Here is a 22,019-nt window from a genome sequence, read left to right on the forward strand (position 1 = left end):
GTGGATGGGTCCGATCACCGAGGCGACCGCTGCCATGCTCGCCTGCGACTCGACCATCAGCTTCATAACCCTGGACGGCCAGCAAGTGCCAATCGACATGAGTCCGCCGAAGCGGCTGTTCAGCGGATTGGTACGCAAGGCCATCATCGTGCGCGATGAGTGCTGTATCAAGTGCGGCGCACCCGCCGGTTGGTCGGACTGCCACCACATCGTCTACTGGTCGAACGGCGGCACCACCACAGTCGGGAATGGTTGCCTGCTGTGCCGAACATGCCATCGCGCAGTCCATTACACCGAGTGGGAGATCGAGATGGGTAGCGACGGGCATCCGTGGTTGATCCCGCCGGCTGACGTCGACCCGCGGCGAAGACCCCTGCCCGCGTACAACCGCCGGACGATGACACTCGCAGCCTGATCCCGACGCCTCGATCCTCGAACCCATAGCTCTGATTGCTTCGATTCCTGCCGCACCCGACCGACATCGGGACCGCGCACGTTACTTTGAAAACTCCATAGTGTGAAACCGCATGGTGCTGCCGCCCAGATGGGCTGGGCGGCAGCACCACGAGGCGACGTCATCCCGTCGTCCGCCACGCGGGCACGGTCGGTGTCTGGAAGGGCACGCTCAACGGAATCACAACGGTCTCGCGGTCAGGGTCGCGACGACCCCGCGACCGGGCGAGCAAATTCAACACAGCAAAGGCCCGTACCGCGAGGGGGGACGGTACGGGCCTTGCCTTATCGGGGCGGCGGAAAACTAGACCGCGTGATGGATCACTCCCCGAATGTTCTTGCCGTCGCGCAGATCCTGGTAACCCTGGTTGACGTCTTCGAGACTGTACGTCTGGGTGATCAGCTCATCGAGCTTCAACTGCCCGGCGTCGTAGAGGCGAAGAAGTCTGACGATGTCGTATTGGGGGTTCATCGAACCGAACAGACTGCCCTTGATCGTCTTCTGATTGAGTGTCAGATCAGTGCCGGAGACCTGCACCGTCAGTTTGGTCGGGTCGGCCAGGCCTGTGATCACGACCGTACCGCCCTTGCCGATCACGGCCGTCGCAGCGGAGACCACATCCTGATCGACCGTTCCGACCAGGATCAGGGCGGCATCTGCGCCCTGACCCCAGGTCAGCTCGTTGACCTTCTCGGCAGCGCTGGCTGCGTCCGCAAAGGCGTGGGTGGCACCGAATTTCAGCGCCGTCTCCCGCTTGCGTGCGACCGGGTCGACGACCACCACATGCTTGCATCCTGCGCTGACCGCACCCTGGACGGCGTTGATACCGAGGCCGCCGATGCCGTAGATGACCGCGGTGTCGCCGGCACGGAGATTGCCGGCGTTCACGGCAGTGCCCCAACCGGACGGGACGCCGCACCCTACGAGGACGGCAGTTTCCAGCGGTAGCCAATCATCGACCTTCACCACCGAGTGCTGCGAGATGGTGGCCCGCTCGGCAAAAGTGCCGAGCATGCACATCGCTCCGAAATCCTTTCCGTTGCCGTGGAATCGGAAGGACCCGTCGGGCATCGAGCCCTCGAGGATGGTGGCGCCCATGTCGCAGAGATTCTGCCGACCGGTCGAACAGTAGCGACAGGTTCCGCAGTTCGGGATGAAGCTGCACACCACGTGGTCGCCGGGTTTGACCTTGGTGACACCAGGGCCGACTTCCTCGATGATGCCTGAACCCTCATGTCCACCGACGATGGGGTAGCGGGGTGGCAGGTCGCCGTCCGTCAGGTGCAGGTCCGAATGGCACAATCCTGCGGCGGTGTACTTGATCAACACCTCACCGGCGCCGGGGCCGTCGAGCTCGAGTTCCATGATCTCGAAGGGCTTACCGGCTTCGAGAAGTACTGCTGCTTTGGTTTTCATCATTCTCCCTCTCGTGGATCTCTCTTGTCAGAGTGCGATGTTGACGGACTTGGTCTCGGTGTAGAGATCGATTGCAGAGCTGCCGAGTTCGCGTCCCCAGCCGGACTGCTTGTAGCCGCCGAATGGCATCGCGGTGTCGAAACCGTTGTACTGGTTGACCCATACGGAGCCGGCCTTGATCCGGCGGGCGGTCTTGTGGGCCTTCGACAGGTCCTTGGTCCAGATTCCTGCGGCCAGACCGTAGATCGAGTTGTTCGCGGCCGACACGACGTCGTCGCCATCAAACGGCATCGCCGCCACGACCGGTCCGAAGATTTCCTCCTCGACGATCGAGAAGCTCGGGTCGACATCGACGAACACCGTCGGCTCGACGAAGTAACCCGTTGCGTCCCAACGTTGCCCGCCGGTGAGGGCGCGGGCGCCATCGGCGAGACCCTGGGCGACATAGGCATTGACCTTGTCGAACTGCTCCTGCGAGACCATGGGGCCCAGTTCGGTGGTGGGGTCGAGGCCGGGTCCGATCTTGGTTTTGGAGGCGGCTTCGGCGACTGCTGCGGTGAAGTCGTCGAAGATGGGTCGTTCGACGAAGAGCCGAGTGCCGGCGACGCAGGACTGGCCGTGGTTGAACATCCATGCGGCCACCGATCCGGCGACCGCCTGCTCGAAGTCGGCGTCGGCGAACACGATGTTGGGGCTCTTGCCGCCGAGCTCGAGCGAAACCTTCTTCAGGTTGCCCTGTGCGGCCGCGACGATCTTCTTGCCGACCTCGGTCGAGCCGGTGAACGCGATCTTGTCGACATCGGGGTGAGCGGACAGCGCCGCACCGGCATCGCCGAATCCGGTGACGATGTTGACAACACCGGGCGGGAAGCCGGCTTCTTCGAAGACCTCGCCGAGCAACAGTGCGGTGAGGGGGGTCTGCTCGGCCGGTTTGAGGATGACGGTGTTGCCGGCAGCCAGCGCGGGCGCCAGCTTGAACGAGGCCATCAGCAGCGGGAAGTTCCACGGCACGATGAGGCCGCACACACCTACCGGATCGCGCAGGGTGTAGGCGTGGAACTCGCCACCGGGGACGAACGGCATCGAGACGTTGACGGTGGAGCCGAAGATCTTGGTGGCCAGTCCCGCGTTGTAGCGGAAGATGTCGGCCGACCACTGCGTGTCGACCGCAGCCGCGATGCCGGCGGACTTGCCGTTGTCGATCGCTTCGAGCTGGCCGAACTCCTCGGCCCGCTCCGACAGGATGTCGCCGACGCGCCACAGCAAGCGCTCGCGCTCGTTGGGCTTCATCCGGGCCCAGTGGCCGTCGTCGAAGGCCTTGCGGGCGGCGCGGACGGCACGATCCACGTCGGAGGCGTCGCCATGCGCGACGTTGGTGATGGGGGCGGTGGTGGCCGGATCGTAGGTGGTGAAGGTCTTGCCGGACGCGGCGTCGACCCATTCACCACCGATCAGCATCTTGCGATCGGTCGAAACGAAATCCCTGACCCGCGACGTCAGTTGGGGTTCGGCAATGGCGGTCATTCACATCTCCTCGTTGAGCATGCACAGTCTTGAATGTGACTGCCGTCATACTGCCAACGAAGAGTGATCCCTAACTGTCCGGAATCTGTACACCGTGCCGGACACCCGGAAGTGGTGGCCTTGGGCGACCGCCACCTGCGGAAATGATCGCCCGAACCCACCACGATCGGGGGCGGGAGGTCAGTGGTCGATGCCCAGGGCGCGCAGTCGGGTGTACAGCGTGCTGCGGCTGATGCCGAGGGTCTTGGCGGCATGCACCTTGTTGCCCGATGCCGCGGCCATCGCCTCGACGATGGCCGCTCGCTCTGCGCGATCGCGACCGGAGAGCCGATGTGCCTTGGTCGACGTCTGATACTGCGCGGGAAGGTCGGAGACAGCGATGACCCGTTCACCACGATCGCCGGACCGGTCGGCGGCCGTCTGCAATGCCATCGTCAGCTCGCTCAGGTTGCCGGGCCAATCGCAGGCCAGCAGTGCCTCGCCCGCCGCGGCGCCGAGGGTGACGCGCGGCGCGACCCGCGCGAGGATCTGACTTGCCAGCGCGGGCAACTCGGTCGTTCGTCTGCGCAGTGGGGCAAGATCGATCCTGTTCGGGCACAGCGAGATCAGTGCCGCCACCGGCCCTGGTGATTCGGCCAGTGGGGGAGCGGTGAGTACCAGTGGACCCTTGCCGGCCAGGATCGCCCCGCGGAGCGAGTTCAGATTGACTGCGTCGAGCAGGTGGACGTTCTCGATGAGCAGCGGTGTGCTGTCCAGATCCGCGATGAGCGGTTCGAGGCCGCTCATGACATGCCCGCCGAGCAGAGTTGCCGCGTCGACCGACCGAACCTCTTGGTCGCCGAGTAGCTCCATCGCCGCACTGGTACGGCCCGTACCCGGCTCTCCGGTGATCGCCGCCTGCCTCCATCCGGTGCGCGCGACCGGGGGCTCCGGGGTCAACCGAGGTGCCCGCGCCTTGCGGGGCACCGCGACCCGGCCCAGATCGGTGGGTTGGATCCGGAACAGCGCACCGCCGGCGCTGCCGGTGACCTGCTGGCCTGTCACCTGGACCGTGTTGCCTGACGACAGCGTGAGCGGTGTAGTGCGGGGGCCGGAGCCGAGGTCGGCGGCCACCGCCCGTAGTGTCCCGAAGTCCGCGGACGCGAGGATCTCGGCGGCCAGTGCATTGGTCAGCAGCAGATCGTCGCCGATGGCCACCACCGCCACATCACGCCGGGGAGCGACCCGCTGGAATGCCTCGACCACGGCCAGCTGCCGGGCCCGTGAATTGTCGAGCAACCGCTGCTCGATGTCGCCGGCGATCCGGTCGACGAACGGCGCGAACAGGGGATTGACGGTCTGCTCGAGGTTGCTCATGCAGATGATGCCCTCGAGCCGGCGCGACACCGGGTGCAGGATCGGCCGGCCGTAGCAGCTGATGGCCTTGAACTGGTCGAGAAAGTGCTCCGCGGCATTGATGGTGATGCCGCCCCGGATCTCCAAGGGCGTGCCCAGAGCCGTCGTGCCCATCGCGTCTTCGGCGAATCCGACGCCGCTGACGGCGCCCACCGACTCCATCACCTGTTCGACGCGCACGCCGCCGAACGTCCGGGAGATCAACCGGGCGTCGGCGTCCACGAGCAGCAGTGCGGTGTCGGAGTCGGCGAGCTGGTGCGCGATCTCGTCGAGTACCGGGGACGCCGCACGAAGCAGCGGATGGTCCCGGGCCGATATCGACACCGGTTCGACGTCCGGGGAGTCCTCCGGGTGGAGCCCGCTGAGCTGCGACCGTCGCCATGACTGCGCGATGACGGGACGGTCGAGCGGAGAACCAGGGCTGGTGTTCATCAGCTCTGACGCTACGCCCGCTCGATGGCCGGTTGTAGCGTTTCATGATCGGCCATCTCAGGCATCCGCGCCGACCCCCGTCGAGGGGCCGGCCGCCTTAGGCCGCCGAACCCCACGACGAACTGGACGAGCCTGACGAGCAGTTGTTCGCCAGTTGGTCCAGCGCAATGGTGTCCGCCAGTTTCTGGTAACCGGCGGCGTTGAAGTGCAGGTGGTCGCCGCTGTCGTAGGCGGGCAGGATCTGTTTCGGTGATGCGGGGTCTGCGACGGCCTTGTCGAAGTCGATGACCCCATCGGCTGGGCTGTCGGTCCGGATCCAGGCGTTGATCTGGTTACGCAGATCGTTGGTCGCGTCCGTGCCGTAGTTGCCGGGTCCGGTGTTGCCACCGGCCGGCGTGATCGTGCCCTGCAGAACCCGGATACCGCGCTGGTGCAGCGTGGTGATGATGCTCGTGTAGTTCTGCGTGATCTGCTCCAAGGTCACACCGGGTGCCTGTCCGAGGTCATTGATGCCTTCGAAGAACACCACCGTGCGGACGTTCGGGACCGACAGCACGTCCCTGCCGAGGCGGTTGAGTGCCGAAGGTCCGTCCGCGGGACGTTGGCCGCCGACCGAGGGGTCGAAGCTGACACGGTTGCCACTGATGCCGGCATTGACGACGGTCATGGGCAAGCCTCGATCGTTGACCCGGCGGGCCAGGTAGTCGGGCCACCGCACGTTCTCGTCGAGCCCTTGCGCGGATTCGCCGCCGGGCTTCGTCGGGTCGAGACCCGGCTGATAGCCGTCGGTGAGTGAGTCGCCGAGCGCGACGATCGCCCCGGTGTCAGGTGCCAGCACGTCCATTCCGGTCACGAACAACCTCGACGTGATGCTCTGGCCCGATTTGTCGCCTGTGAACATCTCCCCGCTGTGTCGGAGACCTGATTCCCGCTGCCGGCGGCGGTCAGGTACGAGGTCTGCCGTGCGACCCAGTGGCGGGTAGGAGACGTCACGGTGTCAGGCAAGAAGGTGGAGACCGCCAGGGCCTCGAATGCTTGGAACGGCATGGGTGCGGGATCGCTGACGACCTCGCCGCCCTCGGGCACCGTCACCGACGGGCTCCCCCCGAACGCCAGGGGTACAGGAAGGTCGATGCCGGCTCCCTGCGATCGCTTCGCCACGCTCGCTGCGCCGACGACCAGTGGACCATCGCCGAACGCGTTCGACAGGTGCACGCGGACCACCTGTCCCGCCCGGGTGGGAACGATCATCGATCGCACGGTGGAATTGTCGACCGCCCCGATCAGGTCGTAGCTCGGATCGACCGGCGGGTTCTGGGTGTTGTCAGAGGCCGGCGCGCTCCAGGCGCCGACCCAGGCACCTGCCGTCGGACAGCCGGTCGGACCGGGTGCCGCAGCGGCCGGGCCGACCGGTACGACGGTCAAGGTGGCGCCCAGGGTGAGGGCCACGATTGCCGACCCCGAGAAGCGTTTCGCGCTCTGGCGCAACGATCTCGCCGGCCGCTGGTCCGGCTTGTTCAGTGACATGAGCTGAACATTAAGGTTCGCCGAGTGATCCGGTGCGGTTCCGGGGGAATGGAACCGCTCCGACAGCGGTTGCATACGCGGTACCCCGGCGCCTGCCAGGTCATCGTCGGTGAATCGCCCACATCGCGACGACACCCTCGCCGAACTGCGAGATTCGTGCGTCCTGCTGTGGTATCGAGCGATTTTGACCTGGGCATGGCTGGTCGGTACAGTTGACCGCTGGTGCTCGGCCTCCGCTTTCGTCTAGATACGGCCGGGTTCCATCTGCGTGCCTTCAACTACCGCGCTGGGCGATTTCGACACGCCCGACTGTGGGGTAGGGAAGGCCACACCTGACCAGGGCTTTCAACTGGTGGGGCGTACTGCGGAGGTTCCGATCTGATCGGAGACTTGCCCGGAGCAGAAACCGCAGCAGAGTACGAAAAACGCCAAACAAAGGAAGAACTCTCAGTGCCAACTATCAACCAGCTGGTCCGCAAGGGCCGTCACGACAAGCCTGCCAAGCAGAAAACGGCAGCGCTGAAGGGCAGCCCGCAGCGACGCGGTGTATGCACCCGCGTCTACACCACCACTCCGAAGAAGCCGAACTCGGCGCTCCGGAAGGTGGCCCGTGTTCGTCTCACCAGCTCGGTCGAGGTGACCGCTTACATCCCCGGTGAAGGCCACAACCTGCAGGAGCACTCGATGGTGCTCGTTCGCGGTGGTCGTGTGAAGGACCTCCCGGGTGTGCGTTACAAGGTCATCCGCGGCTCGCTCGACACCCAGGGTGTCAAGGCCCGCAAGCAAGGCCGCAGCAAGTACGGCGCGAAGAAGGAGAAGGGCTGATGCCACGTAAAGGACCCGCGCCGAAGCGCCCACTGATCAACGACCCCGTCTACGGCAGCCCGCTGGTCACCCAGCTGGTGAACAAGATCCTGCTGGACGGCAAGAAGTCGACCGCCGAGCGCATCGTCTACAAGGCGCTCGAGCAGGCTCGCGAGAAGACCGGCACCGACCCGGTCGTCACCCTCAAGCGCGCGCTGGACAACGTCCGCCCCGCACTCGAGGTCAAGAGCCGCCGCGTCGGTGGTGCCACCTACCAGGTGCCCATCGAGGTCAAGCCGGGCCGCGCCAACACGCTGGCACTGCGCTGGCTGGTCACCTTCTCGCGGCAGCGTCGTGAGAAGACCATGGTCGAGCGTCTCGCCAATGAGCTCCTCGACGCCAGCAACGGTTTGGGCGCAGCAGTCAAGCGTCGCGAGGACACCCACAAGATGGCCGAGGCCAACCGGGCATTCGCGCACTACCGCTGGTGACCTCCCGAAGCTTGCTTCGGTGGGCGCACTAGTCGCGCTCGCAGTCAAGACAGTCTTCAGTCAGAAAACTTCCCGAAGGGAATCAAGTGGCACAGGAAGTGCTCAGCGACCTGAACAAGGTTCGCAACATCGGCATCATGGCCCACATCGATGCCGGCAAGACCACCACCACCGAGCGAATCCTCTTCTACACCGGCGTCAACTACAAGATCGGTGAGACGCACGACGGCGCGTCGACCACCGACTGGATGGAGCAGGAGAAGGAGCGGGGTATCACCATCACCTCCGCTGCGGTGACCTGTTTCTGGAACAAGAACCAGATCAACATCATCGACACCCCCGGGCACGTCGACTTCACCGTCGAGGTGGAGCGAAGCCTGCGTGTGCTCGACGGTGCTGTCGCGGTGTTCGACGGCAAAGAGGGTGTGGAGCCGCAGTCCGAGCAGGTCTGGCGGCAGGCCGAGAAGTACGAAGTCCCGCGTATCTGCTTTGTCAACAAGATGGACAAGCTGGGCGCTGACTTCTACTTCACGGTGCGCACCATCGAAGAGCGTCTCGGTGCCAAGCCGCTGGTTCTCCAGCTGCCGATCGGTGCCGAGGATGACTTCGACGGTGTCGTCGACCTCATCGAGATGAAGGCCATCACCTGGCGCGGCGTCGTGCCGACCGGTGCCGAGCCGACCATCGAGGAGATCCCGGCCGATCTGCTGGAGAAGGCCAAGGAGTACCGCGAGAAGATGATGGAGACGGTCGTCGAGACCGACGAAGCGCTCCTCGAGAAGTACTTCGGTGGCGAAGAGGTCACCATCCCCGAGGTCAAGGCAGCCATCAGGAAGCTGACGGTCACCCGTCAGCTGTACCCGGTGCTGTGTGGCTCGGCGTTCAAGAACAAGGGCGTCCAGCCCATGCTCGACGCGGTCATCGACTACCTGCCCAGCCCGCTCGACGTTCCCTCCGTGGAAGGTCATGCGGTCGGCAACGAAGAAGAGATCCTGTCGCGCAAGCCGTCGTCCGACGAGCCGTTCGCCGCGCTGGCATTCAAGATCGCCTCGCACCCGTTCTTCGGCAAGCTGACGTTCGTGCGTGTCTACTCGGGACACATCACGGCCGGCACCGGCGTTCTCAATGCCACCAAGGGCAAGAAAGAGCGCATCGGCAAGCTGTTCCAGATGCACGCCAACAAGGAAATGCCGGTCGAGGATGCCACGGCAGGCCACATCTACGCGATGATCGGCCTCAAGGACACCACCACCGGTGACACCCTGTGCGACTCGAATGCACCGATCGTCCTGGAATCGATGAGCTTCCCGGACCCGGTCATCAACGTCTCGATCGAGCCGAAGACCAAGTCGGACCAGGAGAAGCTGGGTGTCGCCATCCAGAAACTGGCCGAAGAGGACCCCACGTTCTCGGTCAAGCTGGACGACGAGACCGGCCAGACCGTCATCGGCGGTATGGGCGAGCTCCACCTCGACATCCTGGTCGACCGCATGAAGCGGGAGTTCAAGGTCGAGGCCAACGTCGGTAAGCCGCAGGTTGCCTACCGAGAGACCATCCGCAAGACGGTTGAGAAGCACGACTACGTCCACAAGAAGCAAACGGGCGGAAGCGGGCAGTTCGCCAAGGTCATCGTCAAGCTCGAACCGCTGGTCGACGCCGAAGACGGCGCCACCTACGAGTTCGTGAACGCCGTGACCGGTGGCCGCGTTCCTCGCGAGTACATCCCATCAGTGGATGCCGGCGCGCAGGACGCAATGCAGTACGGCGTGCTCGCCGGGTACCCACTCGTCAACTTGAAGTTCACTCTGCTGGACGGCGCCTACCATGACGTCGACTCCTCGGAGATGGCGTTCAAGATCGCCGGATCGGCCGCCATGAAAGAGGCGGCCCGGATGGCGGGCCCAGTAATCCTTGAACCGTTGATGGCCGTCGAGGTCACCACGCCAGAGGATTACATGGGTGACGTGATCGGTGACCTCAACTCACGCCGTGGTCAAATCCAGGCCATGGAAGAGCGCAGTGGCGCACGTGTCGTCAAGGCATTGGTTCCTCTGTCGGAGATGTTCGGCTACATCGGTGACCTGCGGTCACGGACCCAGGGCCGGGCGAACTACTCCATGGTGTTCGACTCGTACGCTGAAGTTCCGGCGAACGTGTCGAAGGAGATCATTGCCAAAGCAACGGGTGAGTGAATACTCTTCCCCTCGCCTCGGCGATAGCGCCGCCACCGGCGCAAAGCAGATAAGAAACCTGCTGCGCACGAACTGAATATTCAATGCAGTGGGATTACACCCAGTGACCAGGACAACCCCGGTCACTACAACAAGTCCAGGAGGACAATCAAGTGGCGAAGGCGAAGTTCGAGCGGACCAAGCCGCACGTGAACATCGGCACCATCGGTCACGTCGACCACGGCAAGACCACGCTGACGGCGGCCATCACCAAGGTGTTGCACGACAAGTTCCCGGATCTCAACGCGAGCTTTGCGTTCGATCAGATCGACAAGGCTCCGGAAGAGAAGGCTCGTGGTATCACGATCAACATCTCGCATGTTGAGTACCAGACGGAGAAGCGTCACTACGCCCACGTCGATGCTCCTGGTCACGCGGACTACATCAAGAACATGATCACCGGTGCAGCCCAGATGGACGGCGCGATCCTCGTGGTTGCCGCCACCGACGGTCCGATGCCCCAGACGCGTGAGCACGTGCTGCTCGCTCGCCAGGTCGGCGTGCCGTACATCCTGGTCGCGCTGAACAAGGCCGACATGGTCGACGATGACGAGATCATCGAGCTCGTCGAGATGGAGGTGCGTGAACTTCTCGCAGCTCAGGAATTCGACGAGGACGCCCCGGTCATCAAGGTCTCGGCCCTGAAGGCTCTCGAAGGCGATCCCGAGTGGGTCAAGACCGTCGAAGAGCTCATGGACGCTGTCGACGAGAGCATCCCGGAGCCGGTTCGCGAGACCGAGAAGCCGTTCCTCATGCCTGTGGAGGACGTGTTCACGATCACCGGTCGTGGCACCGTTGTCACCGGTCGTGTGGAGCGTGGCGAGGTCAAGGTGAACGAGGAAGTCGACATCGTCGGCATCCGCGAGAAGAGCACCAAGACCACCGTCACCGGTATCGAGATGTTCCACAAGCTCCTCGACTCGGCACAGGCAGGCGACAACGCCGGTCTGCTGCTGCGTGGTCTGAAGCGCGAAGACGTCGAGCGTGGACAGGTTGTCATCAAGCCGGGCACCACCACCCCGCACACCGAGTTCGAAGGACAGGCCTACATCCTGTCCAAGGACGAAGGCGGACGGCACACCCCGTTCTTCAACAACTACCGTCCCCAGTTCTACTTCCGTACAACTGACGTGACGGGCGTTGTGACCCTTCCCGAGGGCACCGAGATGGTCATGCCCGGTGACAACACCGAGATGTCCGTCAAGCTGATCCAGCCGGTCGCCATGGACGAGGGCCTGCGCTTCGCGATCCGTGAAGGTGGCCGCACCGTCGGTGCCGGTCGCGTCACGAAGATCAACAAGTAAGAACAGCGGCACCCGAGCAAGAACCCGAAAACGCCCGATCCCGTAAGGGGTCGGGCGTTTTCTGCTGTATCGGTATCGAATGCGGCCCGAGATCGTCCCCCTGACGGGGTGCGAAGGGCATATTGCCCTTGGTGACCCTTCAGGGGGACGATCTCGGGGCCGGTCTGCGCTAAGGAGTAGTACAGGAGCGCCGAGTCTCGTGTCTGCCCCTTCTGTCACACCGCGGTGCGCGATACTGAGCTGCAGACTTCGAGAACTGGGGGCGAGGCAATGGGCCTTTTCGGGCACGGCAGCAGCGACAGAGAGCCGAGTTTTGTGCGGACTTTCGTGCCGATCCTGGCCTTCTCGCTGCTCTGCGGGATCGTCGGCCCGATCTTTCTGGCAGCGTATTTCGTCATCGACGACCCGATGGTCGGCTGGATGTTCTACACCGGGCTCGCCGTCACCGTCTTGGATGTCGTCATCGCGTTCTTCATCGCGCGTTTCACCTACCGCGGTCGGCGTCGGCGGTACGAACTCGAACAGACCGGGCGGCTCGGTGTGGCCGACGTGCTGTCGGTGGAGCAGACGAACGTCCAGGTCAACAATCAGCCGATGATGAAACTCAAGCTGCGGATCCATGGCGACGGCATCGCGCCGTTCGAGGCCGACAAGCGGCTGGTCGTTCCGCTGATGCATCTGGCAGCACTCAACGCGCGACGGCTGGCAGTGCTGGTCGACCCCTACTCGGGTGAGTTCGAGATCGATTGGAACCGTACGTCGTTGCTGGCCGGGTCCGCGCCTGCGCGGTTCACCGACACCGATACCGGCCGTGAATATGATCTGTCGGGGCAGTCCGCAGCCTTGATGGAGATCATGAATGTGTTCAAGAACAACAACATTCCCTTCGGTGGCACCGTCGATCTTCGCTCCAATCCCGTTGCCCGTCAGCAGGTCATGGACATCGTGCGCCGCGTCGGAGGACAACCCGCTGGTGGCCCGGACCTGCGAAAGGTCGACTATGCCGCACCTCCTGCGCCCCCGCAAAGCCCGAGTCAGCGGCTGGCCGAACTCGAGGCGATGCGGGGTGCCGGCAACATCAGCGACGCGGAGTACCAGGCGGTTCGGACGCGGATTCTCGGCCAGCTCTAGACCCCGAAATTCGCGCCAGATACCTGCGTACGCGCCGGTTGCAACCGGCGCGTACGCAGGCAAGCGGCGCGAATTCTGGCTGCAGCTGAGGGCAGAGCTGCCCACGGCAGCAACGGCTTTCGCGATCACCTGCTGGCGCGCAGGCTTGGTCCATGACAGATGACAAGACACCCGGCCCCATCGACGACGAATTGGTCACCCGACTGTTTCACCAACGCGTGATCGTTCTCGGTGACCAACTGGACCAGCAACTCGGCAATCGCCTCTGCAGCCAGCTACTGCTGCTCTCGGCCGAGGACTCCCACAAGGACATCAGCTTCTGGATCAACTCGCCGGGAGGTTCGGTCCCGGCGATGCTGGCGATCATGGATGTCATGCGCGCCATTCCCAACGACGTGAGCACCCTGGCCCTCGGGATCGCGGCGAGCGCCGGCCAGTTCCTGCTCTCGGCCGGCACGCCGGGCAAGCGGTACGCGCTGACGCACTCGCGAATCCTGATGCATCAGGGCTCGTCGGGTATCGGGGGCACCGCCGTCGACATCGAACTGCAGGCCGACGACCTGCGCCACACCCGGGACACCGTGCTGGCCCTGATCTCGGCGAACACGGGTCGCCCGGCCGAGCAGATCTGGAACGACTCGCTCCGCGACCGCTGGTACACCGCGCAGCAGGCAGCCGACTACGGATTCATCGACCGGGTCATCGACACCGTCGAGGACATCTACCCGGCGTACTCCCGCCCGGCGGCGCTGGGAGGTCGGCGATGAGCGGCTACACGATTCCGTACGTGGTCGAGAAGTCCGCAGGCGGCGAACGGTCGATGGACGTCTACAGCCGACTGCTGTCGGAGCGGATCGTGTACCTCGGCACCGCGATCGACGACGGGGTCGCAAACGTCCTGATCGCCCAGATGCTGCATCTGGAGTCCGACAGCGCTGACCTGCCGATCAACCTCTACATCAATTCCTCTGGCGGATCGCCCGAGGCGATGCTGGCCGTGTACGACACGATGCAGTACATCCGATCCGAGGTTGCCACGACCTGCGTGGGGCAGGCGGGTGGCCCCGCAGCGGTACTCCTGTCGGGCGGTGCTCCCGGGCAGCGCGGCATTCTGGGCCACGGGCGGGTTGTGCTGCATCAGCCGTCCATCCAGGGGCAGGGTTCGATTCCCGACCTCATCATCCACGCGGACGAGGTGGTGCGGGTACGCGGCGAACTGGAGCAACTGCTGGCCCGGCACACTGGGAAGGACCTGCAGACGTTGCGCCACGACACCGACCGCGACCTGATTCTGCCGGCCGCGGCGGCGGTCGACTACGGGCTGGCCGACGAGGTGCTCTCCACGAGACCCAGGTGATGGAGGGGCGGTCAGGACACCATGCGCAGTTGCGCTCGCCCGCGCGCCGGGTCCACTGCGGACGGGCGGGCGCCGCGGCGGTGAGTGCCGCCGACGGCGACGACGGGGCGCGCGGCTCGCTCGAGCAGCAGCGCGACGCCTTTGGTCACGTCGAGCAACGTGATCCCGAGAGCGCCGCTCACCGCGGAAAGGATCTCTGACGAGGGCTCTTTGCGCCCGCGCTCGATCTCTGAGAGGTACTGCGGAGAGACCCCGGCCTCCGTCGCGATGTCGGTGAGGATTCGCCCCTGCGCCGTTCGCTCCGCCCGGAGGTACGTCCCGAGCACACTCCGCCACAGGGCGTCTGGACGCGAAGGCTCGGGGGTGCGGCCGGGGAGGGTCATCGAGGTGTCGCCCATGGTTCGAACCTAGTTCGACGAACCGCGTCGTGGTGTGGATATCCGCTCTGGGCAGAATTGCTGCAACTCTTTGCGAGTGGTCACTCTCTATGTTATGTTGCACGTGAGTGATGGAGGTCACATATGAGTCTGCAGCTGGAAACATCAGGACCGGTGGACGGCGGCGACGGTGGTCGGTTCGACATGGTCGTCCGCGGAGGCACCTGGTTCGACGGCACGGGCGCCCCCGGTCTACGCCGCGATCTCGGGATCCGCGACGGCAAGGTGGTCGAGATCTCCAACGGCCCGCTTCCGGTCGGACCTGCGACGAAGGTCATCGAAGCCGGTGGCCAGTGGGTCATGCCTGGGTTCATCGACGTACACACCCATTACGACGCCGAGGTTCTCGTCGCTCCCGGACTCGGTGAATCGATCCGGCACGGCGTCACCACCGCGATCATCGGCAACTGCTCGCTGTCGACGGTGTACACGACCCCGGTCGACGCTGCCGACCTCTTCAGCCGGGTGGAGGCATTGCCCCGCGACCACGTGATCAAGGCGCTCGACCAGGGAAAGAACTGGACGGACCCGGCGTCGTACATCGAGTCGCTGGAGGCGCTGGCGCTCGGCCCGAACATCGCGGCGTTCCTCGGGCATTCCGACATCCGCGCGTCGGTGATGGGGCTCGGACGCGCCACCGATCGCGCCCACAAACCGAGCCGCTCGGAGATGGCTGCGATCAGCTCGGCCATCGAGGACGCACTCGACGCCGGGTTCCTCGGGGTCTCGTCGATGACCAATCCCTGGGACAAACTCGACGGAGACCGATATCGCTCCCGCTGCCTGCCGTCGGTGTACGCGCGCTGGAGCGAACGCCGGAAGATCAACCGGATCCTGCGGCGGCGTGACCGGGTGCTGCAGACGATTCCGAACCTGAACACCAAGTACGACATCCTCTTCTTCCTGGCAGGCAGCACCGGTCTGGGCCGGAAGCCGTTGCGCACCTCGGTGCTGGCGGCGGCAGATGCGAAGTCCGACCGTTGGGTACGCCGGATCTTCGGTCCCATCGCCACGCTGGCGAACGACCTGGGCCGGGGTGCGTTGCGCTGGCAGCATCTACCCGTGCCGTTCGAGGTGTACAGCGATGGCATCGACCTCGTGGTGTTCGAGGAGTTCGGCTCCGGTCGTGCGGCTTTGCATCTGCGCGAGGAGATGGGTCGCAATGACCTACTCAAGGATCCGGAATACCGCCGGTGGTTCCGCGAGGACTTCGAGAAGAAATTCAGTTCGCGGGTCTGGCACCGCGACTTCGATGACGCCGAGATCACCGAATGCCCGGACGAGGCCTTGGTCGGCAAGACGATCGAGCAGGTTGCTCGGGAACGCGGTATCCACAGCACGGACATGTTCCTCGACCTCGTGGTCGAGCACGGCACCGACTTCCGCTGGCGCACGGTGATCACCAACGACCGTCCCGACATCGCCGACTGGCTGATCAAACAGAACGGTGTCACCATCGGCTTCTCCGATGCCGGTGCACACCTGCGCAACATGGCGTTCTACAACTATGGGATCAAGTTGCTGCAGCGGGTCAAAGAAGCCGAACACGGGGCCCGGACGCCGTTCCTGACGATCGAAGAGGCGATCCACAAGCTCACCGGTGAGCTGGGTGAGTTCTACGGTCTGGACGCGGGCTTCCTTCGAATCGGTGACCGTGCCGACTTCGTCGTCGTCGACCCGGCCGGTCTCACCGACCAGACGAAGGAATACGCTGAGGAAGCGATGCCCGAATTCGGAGGAATCATGCGGATGGTGAACCGCAACGACGACGCGGTGACGGCAACAGTTGTCGCCGGTGAATATCTTTACGGCCGTGGAGATTTCGCTCCGGGCTTCGGGACCACACTGCGCAGTGGGCAGTTCCTGCGTGCGGATCAGCCGCGAGGCACGGTGAAGAATCAGTCCGATCGACCCAGGCAGACGGTGGTTGGATGACCCCTGCCACGGACACCACCGGGGATGGCCGGCGGACCCAGCAGCAGCGCCGGGACGCGACCAAGGCCCGGCTGGTCGACGCGTGCGTGGAGTCGCTGTGCGAGATCGGTTACCAGCGCAGCACGATCAGCGAGATCTGTGGTCGCAGTGGGGTATCGCAAGGCGGTCTGTTCCGGCACTTCCCGACTCGGCTCGACCTGGTGATCGCTGCCGCGGACGAGGTGCGGCGCAGACAGTTCGAGGCGTTCTCCCAGAGTTTGTCCATGCTCGGGGTCGGTACGCTGTCCGACTGTTTGCTGTTGGTCCGGGCCGCCTGCCGAGCTCCGGTCAACGGCGCCTGGTACGAGTTGCTGGTGGCGGCGAGGACCGACGCGGACTTACGTGAACGCCTCGCTCCCATGCTGGCCGAATATCACAGCCAGATCGCCGACTTCGCCAGGACGATACCCGCGGTACAGGGGCTGCCCCCGGGGCAGATAGAGGTGGTCGCCTTGACGGTCGTCCACCTGTTCGACGGTGAATCTGTTGCGGCAGCGGTCAATCCGCAGCCTGCGCTCGACGATGCCCGCCTCGAGCTGGTCCTCGGTTGGCTTGCCGGGCTCGCGGGATGAGTTGGGGCATGGCCAAAGGTCCGTCGTATTCCGATCTGGCCGAGTCGGCTGCTGTCGTTGCGTTGCCGATGCGGATGCGCTTTCGCGGGATCACTGTCCGTGAGGTGATGATCTTCCGCGGACCCGCGGGGTGGGGTGAGTTCGGTGCTTTCCCCGAATACGACGACGTCGAGGCGTCGGCGTGGCTGGCGGCGGGTATCGAAGCGGCCTACGAGGGCCCGCCGTCGCCCGTGCGCGCGGCGGTACCGGTCAACGCCACCATCCCTGCGATCCCCGCAGACCAGGTTGCGGAGGTGATCGCTCGGTTCCCCGGCGCGCACACCGCGAAGGTCAAGGTGGCACAGGAGGGGCAGACCCTCGCAGACGACGTGGCGCGGGTCGAGGCGGTACGCGAGCACATCGCGAATGTCCGGGTGGATGCCAATGGTAAATGGACTGTGGCCCAAGCCATCACGGCGTTGCGCGCGATAGGTGAGCTGGAGTACGCCGAGCAGCCCTGTGCCACGATCGACGAACTCGCGCAGGTGCGCAGGGCCACGGCGACGCCGATCGCCGCCGACGAGAGCATCCGCCGGGTGGCGGATCCGCTGCGGGTGATCGCGGCGGGTGCTGCGGACATCGCCGTCCTCAAGGTCGCCCCGCTCGGGGGGATGCGGCGGGTTCTCGAGCTCGCGGCCGAGATACCGATACCGGTGGTGATCTCGAGCGCACTCGATTCGGCGGTCGGGATCTCGGCGGGGGTGGCCGCCGCAGCTGCGTTGCCCGATCTGGGTTTGGCGTGCGGGCTCGGCACGGGAGGGCTGTTCACCACCGATGTCGCCGCGCCTTTTGTTCCCGATGGGGGCCTGCTGATGCCGCGAACGGTCGACGTCGACGTGGCGGCCCTCCCGCGTGCCGATGCGGCGCGTACCCGCTGGTGGATGGAGCGCCTCGAGCGCTGCCACGCACTCCTGCCGGGGTGAGCCCGAACTGGCGGGTGGTCTTCGTCACCGACAGAAGATACAATTTCCGCAAAACGTTCCAATAGCGAACGTTCAGCCACAGCGGAGGTTCGGAATATGTCGGTCATCCTGGCGCAGGCCCCAGCGGACAGCGGCTTGAAACCGGTGCGCGGGTCGAAGACCAACGGCGCCATCCAGATCCTGAAGATGCGCCGCGATCCCTTCGCCTTCGCCGATGCCCAGCAGGCCGAGTTCGGACGAGTGTCGTTCATCAACGCCTTCGGGCAGAAGCTGGTGACCTGTCGAGGCCCACAGGCGGCCGACCAGATTCTGATGAACAAGGACAAGGCCTTTGCCAACGGCCCTGCCTGGAGTTTCTTCATCGGCCCGTTCTTCAACCGCGGCGTGATGCTCCTCGACTTCGAGGAGCATCGGCACCACCGACTGATCCTGCAGCAGGCATTCACCCAGCCCGTTCTCAAGGGCTACATGCAAGAGATGCAGCCGATGATCACCGAACGCATCAAGCAGTTCCCGGTCGGCGAGGTGAAACTGTTCAGTGAGTTCAAGGCGCTCACCCTCGATGTCGCCCTCGAGGTCTTCATGGGTCTGGAACTGCCGCAGGCCGAGGCGGATCGGATCAACAAGGCCTTCATCGACACCGTGCGGGCCGGGGTTGCGCTGGTGCGGCGTCCGGTGCCGGGCGGTCGCTGGTGGAAGGGTCTGCGCTCACGCAAGGTCCTCGAAGATTTCTTCATGAGCCACATCGCTCAGAAGCGGGCGGGCGAGTCGCCAGATCTGTTCTCGGTGCTGTGCCATGCCGAGAGCGAAGAAGGGCACCGGTTCACCGACGAAGACGTCGTCAACCACATGATCTTCGTGTTGATGGCCGCCCATGACACCTCGACGATGACGATGACCCAGATGGCCTATCGCATGGCCAAGTCGCCCGAATGGCAGGAGCGAGCTCGTGCCCAGTCACTCGAGCTCGGACCCGAGCTCGCCTACGAGGATCTTGCCAAGCTGACCGACCTCGACATCATCATGAAGGAGTCGTTGCGGATGTGTGCGCCGGTGCCGGGGCAGCCGCGCATGACGATCAAGGACACCGAGGTGCTCGGGCATTTCGTTCCCAAGGGATCCATCGTCACGGTGCCGAGCCTGACCAACCACTACGACGCCGAGTACTGGTCGAATCCTTACGTTTTCGACCCCGAACGTTTCACCGCCGAGCGCAGGGAGGACAAGTCGCATCGGATGGCGTGGTCGCCGTTCGGTGGTGGGGTACACAAGTGCATCGGGCTGTATTTTGGCCAAATGGAGATTCGGACGATCATGCACCAGTTGCTGCGCGGATTCGAGTGGTCGGTGCCTGCGGACTACACGATGCCGATGGATTTCAGCGCGCTGCCGGTGCCCAAGGACAATTTCCCAGTGACCGTGCGGCGCGTCTGATGCCGCCGACATCGGCACGACCCGCCCGCAAAGTCCGCAACACCGCCTCGCCGCGTGAGCAAGAAGGCGCGATCCTGCAAGCGGCGCGACAAGAGTTCGAAGAGAACGGTATCCGGCGGACCGGCGTCGACGACGTCGCCAAGCGGGCAGGTGTGAGCAGGAGCACGCTGTACCGGCGGTTTCCGAACAAGGAAGCGCTGCTGCTCGGCGTGGCCGAGCGGATCTACCTCGACGGCATGGTCGTCCTCGAGGAGGCCACCGTCGGGCACGGGCCACAGGAAGCCGTGGTCGAGGCCTTCCTCGCAGGAGCGGAACTGGTCAACGAAGACCCCCTGATCCGGCGGATGATGGTCGATGAACGGGATGCGCTCAAGGGGATCACGAACTCGGTCACCGGCCTGTTCATCGAGATCGTCACCGGGCGGATCATGCAGACCCTGCGCGGCGCCGGAGCCCAGATGCCCGACGAGGATCTGCACGCCGTCACAGAAATTCTTGTACGACTGGTCATCTCGTTCCTCGACACCCCGTCGATCGACGAGTCGCGTTCGGAGCCGGAGTCCGTGCGCGACTTCGCCCAGCGGTACCTCGCACCGATGGTCTGGTGAGGGTGCCGGTGGCGAAGCTGGACCACCTGAAGACGGAGATGCTGGCGGTCCGAGAACTCCGGCGCGCGGGAGCGTTGCCCGGCGTGAAGCTGCTGCCCCAGGTCGCGAGACTGCGGCGCCGGGCCGGTGAGGCTTCCGGGCCTGCGGTGTACGCAGCGATGTACGGCGATCGGGTCGCGATCGTCGACCCCCACGGTGAAGTGACCTACAACGATCTCGCAGACCTGTGCCACGGTGTCATCAACGGGCTGCGTGCTGTGCTGGTGGCCCCAGGTCGGCCGACGGTCGGTGTGATGTGCCGCAACAGCCGGTATGCCGTGATCGGACTGTTGTCGGCGATCGGTCTCGGCGCCCGGGTAGTGCTGTTGAACACTGATCTCGGGGCCAAACAGATGGCCGAGGTGGTTTCCCGCGAACGGGTGGACGTGATCCTCCACGATTCCGAGTTCACCGGGGTGCTCGCGCTCGTCGAACCTGATGTGCGCCGATATGTGGCGTGGACGGACGACGCGACAGATTCGGCGACGGTGGACGGGCTGGTCGCCGGGAACTCCACGGCACTTCCGCCGGCGCCGGCGTCGAAGTCTTCGCTGGTGATTCTCACCAGCGGCAGTACGGGTGCACCGAAGGGCGCACCCCGCGACGGCGGTCCGGCCATGTCACTACCGGCCGGGTTCGTGTCGAAGATCCCGATCCGCGGTTCGGACACGGTGCTCATGTGTGCTCCCGCTTTTCACGGCTGGGGCCTGCTCGCCACCATGGTGTGTCTGCTCACGGGCGCCACCGTGGTCATGGACCGACGATTCAAAGCGCAGGAATCGCTGGAGCTTGTGGTCGAGCATCGCTGCACCGCGGTGATGATGGTCCCGACGATGTTGCGGCGTCTGATGGACCTCGATGACAGCGACCTCGACCGGATCGACCGGAGCCGTTTGCGCATGATCGCCTCGGGAGGGGCGAAACTCGACGAGTCACTGGTGCGCGCAGTACAGGCCCGGTTCGGTGCGGTCCTGCACAATCTCTATGGCGCCACCGAGGCGTCGTACATCACGATCGCGACCCCGCAGGATCTGGCGGCGGCACCGACGACGGCCGGTCGTCCACCCCTCGGCGTCGCGGTGGCGATCATCGGTGACGGCGCGCCGGTGCCCGCCGGTGAAACCGGTCGGATCTTCGTCCGTTCGGGTAGCCAGATCAGCAAGTACACCAATGGCACCAGCAAAGAGATGCTGGCCGGGATGCTGGCGACCGGTGACACCGGTCGATTCGACTCCGCAGGCCGCCTCTTCGTCGAGGGGCGCAGTGACGGCATGATCGTCTCGGGCGGAGAGAACGTCTTTCCAGAAGAGGTCGAACTGGCCCTGGGCCGGCATCCGGACATCGTCGACGCCGCCGTCGTGGCGGTCGCCGACGCCGATTTCGGACAGCGGTTGCGTGCCTTCGTGGTCGCCCGGGACGGCATCGAGGTGACGGAGGCGGATGTGAAGAAGTACGTCGGCGCCGAACTGTCCCGCTCCCGCGTCCCACGAGAGGTGATCGTGGTGGCAGAGTTGCCGCGGGGTGCTCAGGGAAAGGTCACCAAGCTGACGCTCGACGCCCTGGCCGCAGAACACGGGCAGGGCTGACCGAGGGTGTGTTGCTCACCAGTCTTCGAGGCGGGTGTGACCATCTTGGACGGCTCTGGCAAACAGGCTCGATTTCGTTTTCGCGGGCCTTCCGCAAGCGGCATATTTGGCACGGATTCTCGTCACGTGAGTGCTCACCGTTGCGGCGGAGATGTAAAGACGTGCTGCTGCGGCCTCTTTCGAATCGGCGTCGAACCACGCCAACAACACCTCTATTTCACGAGATGACAACTGCGGCTTATCATTCGTTTCGCAAACAAGTCTGAGCGGTGCGGGTCGCGAATCTATTTCATCTGAATAGACGATTGAATCGCTTGCCTCTGTGTGCATTTCGAAGCTCC

General features: G+C 64.6%; 21 protein-coding genes. 14 read left to right on the forward strand and 7 right to left on the reverse strand.

Annotated elements, in window-relative coordinates; genetic code table 11:
- Positions 1-415, forward strand: a 415-nt coding sequence (locus tag DFR67_RS24300; RefSeq protein WP_146240526.1) for an HNH endonuclease, incomplete at its 5' end; no start/stop codon positions are given.
- Positions 416-757: 342 nt separating this feature from the next.
- Here the strand turns inward: DFR67_RS24300 and DFR67_RS24305 are convergent.
- From DFR67_RS24305 to DFR67_RS24325, 5 genes are all read right to left on the reverse strand, one after another.
- Positions 758-1,870 (reverse strand): NDMA-dependent alcohol dehydrogenase, encoded by a 1,113-nt coding sequence (locus DFR67_RS24305; RefSeq protein ID WP_110472143.1) that lies wholly within the window; start codon positions 1,868-1,870, stop codon positions 758-760.
- Positions 1,871-1,897: 27 nt separating this feature from the next.
- On the reverse strand, positions 1,898-3,394 hold the full coding sequence (locus DFR67_RS24310; RefSeq protein WP_110472072.1) for an aldehyde dehydrogenase family protein: 1,497 nt from the start codon (positions 3,392-3,394) through the stop codon (positions 1,898-1,900).
- A 180-nt stretch (positions 3,395-3,574) separates the two neighbouring features.
- Positions 3,575-5,221, reverse strand: a complete 1,647-nt coding sequence (locus DFR67_RS24315) for a sigma-54-dependent Fis family transcriptional regulator (protein WP_110472073.1) — start codon at positions 5,219-5,221, stop codon at positions 3,575-3,577.
- Between the two features lie 97 nt (positions 5,222-5,318).
- Positions 5,319-6,065: a GDSL-type esterase/lipase family protein gene (locus DFR67_RS24320; RefSeq protein ID WP_245938141.1), complete on the reverse strand. Its 747-nt coding sequence runs from the start codon at positions 6,063-6,065 to the stop codon at positions 5,319-5,321.
- 5 nt (positions 6,066-6,070) lie between these two features.
- Complete coding sequence (locus DFR67_RS24325) at positions 6,071-6,748, reverse strand: hypothetical protein (protein ID WP_146240527.1); 678 nt, start codon at positions 6,746-6,748, stop codon at positions 6,071-6,073.
- A 450-nt stretch (positions 6,749-7,198) separates the two neighbouring features.
- Here DFR67_RS24325 and rpsL point away from each other — a divergent pair, with 450 nt between their 5' ends.
- From rpsL to DFR67_RS24360, 7 genes are all read left to right on the forward strand, one after another.
- Positions 7,199-7,573 (forward strand): 30S ribosomal protein S12, encoded by a 375-nt coding sequence (rpsL, locus tag DFR67_RS24330; RefSeq protein ID WP_023956148.1) that lies wholly within the window; start codon positions 7,199-7,201, stop codon positions 7,571-7,573.
- Complete coding sequence (rpsG, locus tag DFR67_RS24335) at positions 7,573-8,043, forward strand: 30S ribosomal protein S7 (protein WP_084837384.1); 471 nt, start codon at positions 7,573-7,575, stop codon at positions 8,041-8,043. Before rpsL ends, rpsG begins: the two co-directional genes overlap by 1 nt.
- A gap of 86 nt (positions 8,044-8,129) precedes the next feature.
- On the forward strand, positions 8,130-10,235 hold the full coding sequence (gene fusA / locus DFR67_RS24340; RefSeq protein WP_110472076.1) for an elongation factor G: 2,106 nt from the start codon (positions 8,130-8,132) through the stop codon (positions 10,233-10,235).
- 152 nt (positions 10,236-10,387) lie between these two features.
- On the forward strand, positions 10,388-11,578 hold the full coding sequence (gene tuf / locus DFR67_RS24345; RefSeq protein WP_084837382.1) for an elongation factor Tu: 1,191 nt from the start codon (positions 10,388-10,390) through the stop codon (positions 11,576-11,578).
- Between the two features lie 327 nt (positions 11,579-11,905).
- A complete protein-coding gene (locus tag DFR67_RS24350; RefSeq protein WP_245938137.1) occupies positions 11,906-12,709 on the forward strand; it encodes an SHOCT domain-containing protein in 804 nt (267 codons plus the stop codon).
- 152 nt (positions 12,710-12,861) lie between these two features.
- Entirely contained in the window at positions 12,862-13,476 is a 615-nt protein-coding gene (locus DFR67_RS24355) for a ClpP family protease (RefSeq protein WP_110472078.1), read from the forward strand.
- Positions 13,473-14,066: a ClpP family protease gene (locus DFR67_RS24360; protein WP_110472079.1), complete on the forward strand. Its 594-nt coding sequence runs from the start codon at positions 13,473-13,475 to the stop codon at positions 14,064-14,066. The genes DFR67_RS24355 and DFR67_RS24360 overlap by 4 nt, the downstream gene beginning before the upstream one ends.
- A gap of 11 nt (positions 14,067-14,077) precedes the next feature.
- Here the strand turns inward: DFR67_RS24360 and DFR67_RS24365 are convergent, their stop codons facing one another.
- The gene (locus DFR67_RS24365) at positions 14,078-14,464 is read right to left on the reverse strand and encodes a helix-turn-helix domain-containing protein (RefSeq protein ID WP_110472080.1); all 387 of its coding nucleotides are present in this window, start codon (positions 14,462-14,464) and stop codon (positions 14,078-14,080) included.
- Between the two features lie 123 nt (positions 14,465-14,587).
- Between DFR67_RS24365 and DFR67_RS24370 the strand changes: the two genes are divergently transcribed.
- The 6 genes from DFR67_RS24370 to DFR67_RS24395 all read left to right on the forward strand — a co-directional run bounded on the left by DFR67_RS24370 (position 14,588) and on the right by DFR67_RS24395 (position 21,678).
- The gene (locus tag DFR67_RS24370) at positions 14,588-16,438 is read left to right on the forward strand and encodes an N-acyl-D-amino-acid deacylase family protein (protein WP_110472081.1); all 1,851 of its coding nucleotides are present in this window, start codon (positions 14,588-14,590) and stop codon (positions 16,436-16,438) included.
- On the forward strand, positions 16,435-17,049 hold the full coding sequence (locus DFR67_RS24375; RefSeq protein ID WP_110472082.1) for a TetR/AcrR family transcriptional regulator: 615 nt from the start codon (positions 16,435-16,437) through the stop codon (positions 17,047-17,049). Before DFR67_RS24370 ends, DFR67_RS24375 begins: the two co-directional genes overlap by 4 nt.
- A gap of 8 nt (positions 17,050-17,057) precedes the next feature.
- Positions 17,058-18,011: an o-succinylbenzoate synthase gene (locus DFR67_RS24380; RefSeq protein WP_110472083.1), complete on the forward strand. Its 954-nt coding sequence runs from the start codon at positions 17,058-17,060 to the stop codon at positions 18,009-18,011.
- A 96-nt stretch (positions 18,012-18,107) separates the two neighbouring features.
- Positions 18,108-19,445, forward strand: a complete 1,338-nt coding sequence (locus DFR67_RS24385) for a cytochrome P450 (RefSeq protein ID WP_110472084.1) — start codon at positions 18,108-18,110, stop codon at positions 19,443-19,445.
- Positions 19,445-20,053 (forward strand): TetR/AcrR family transcriptional regulator, encoded by a 609-nt coding sequence (locus DFR67_RS24390; RefSeq protein ID WP_110472085.1) that lies wholly within the window; start codon positions 19,445-19,447, stop codon positions 20,051-20,053. Before DFR67_RS24385 ends, DFR67_RS24390 begins: the two co-directional genes overlap by 1 nt.
- 8 nt (positions 20,054-20,061) lie before the next feature.
- A complete protein-coding gene (locus DFR67_RS24395) occupies positions 20,062-21,678 on the forward strand; it encodes an AMP-binding protein (protein ID WP_245938138.1) in 1,617 nt (538 codons plus the stop codon).
- 15 nt (positions 21,679-21,693) lie between these two features.
- Here the strand turns inward: DFR67_RS24395 and DFR67_RS24400 are convergent, their stop codons facing one another.
- The gene (locus tag DFR67_RS24400) at positions 21,694-22,008 is read right to left on the reverse strand and encodes a LuxR C-terminal-related transcriptional regulator (RefSeq protein ID WP_110472086.1); all 315 of its coding nucleotides are present in this window, start codon (positions 22,006-22,008) and stop codon (positions 21,694-21,696) included.
- Positions 22,009-22,019 lie beyond the last annotated feature (11 nt).

It is taken from the genome of Williamsia limnetica, from assembly GCF_003217475.1.
Taxonomy (GTDB): Bacteria; Actinomycetota; Actinomycetes; order Mycobacteriales; family Mycobacteriaceae; genus Williamsia; species Williamsia limnetica.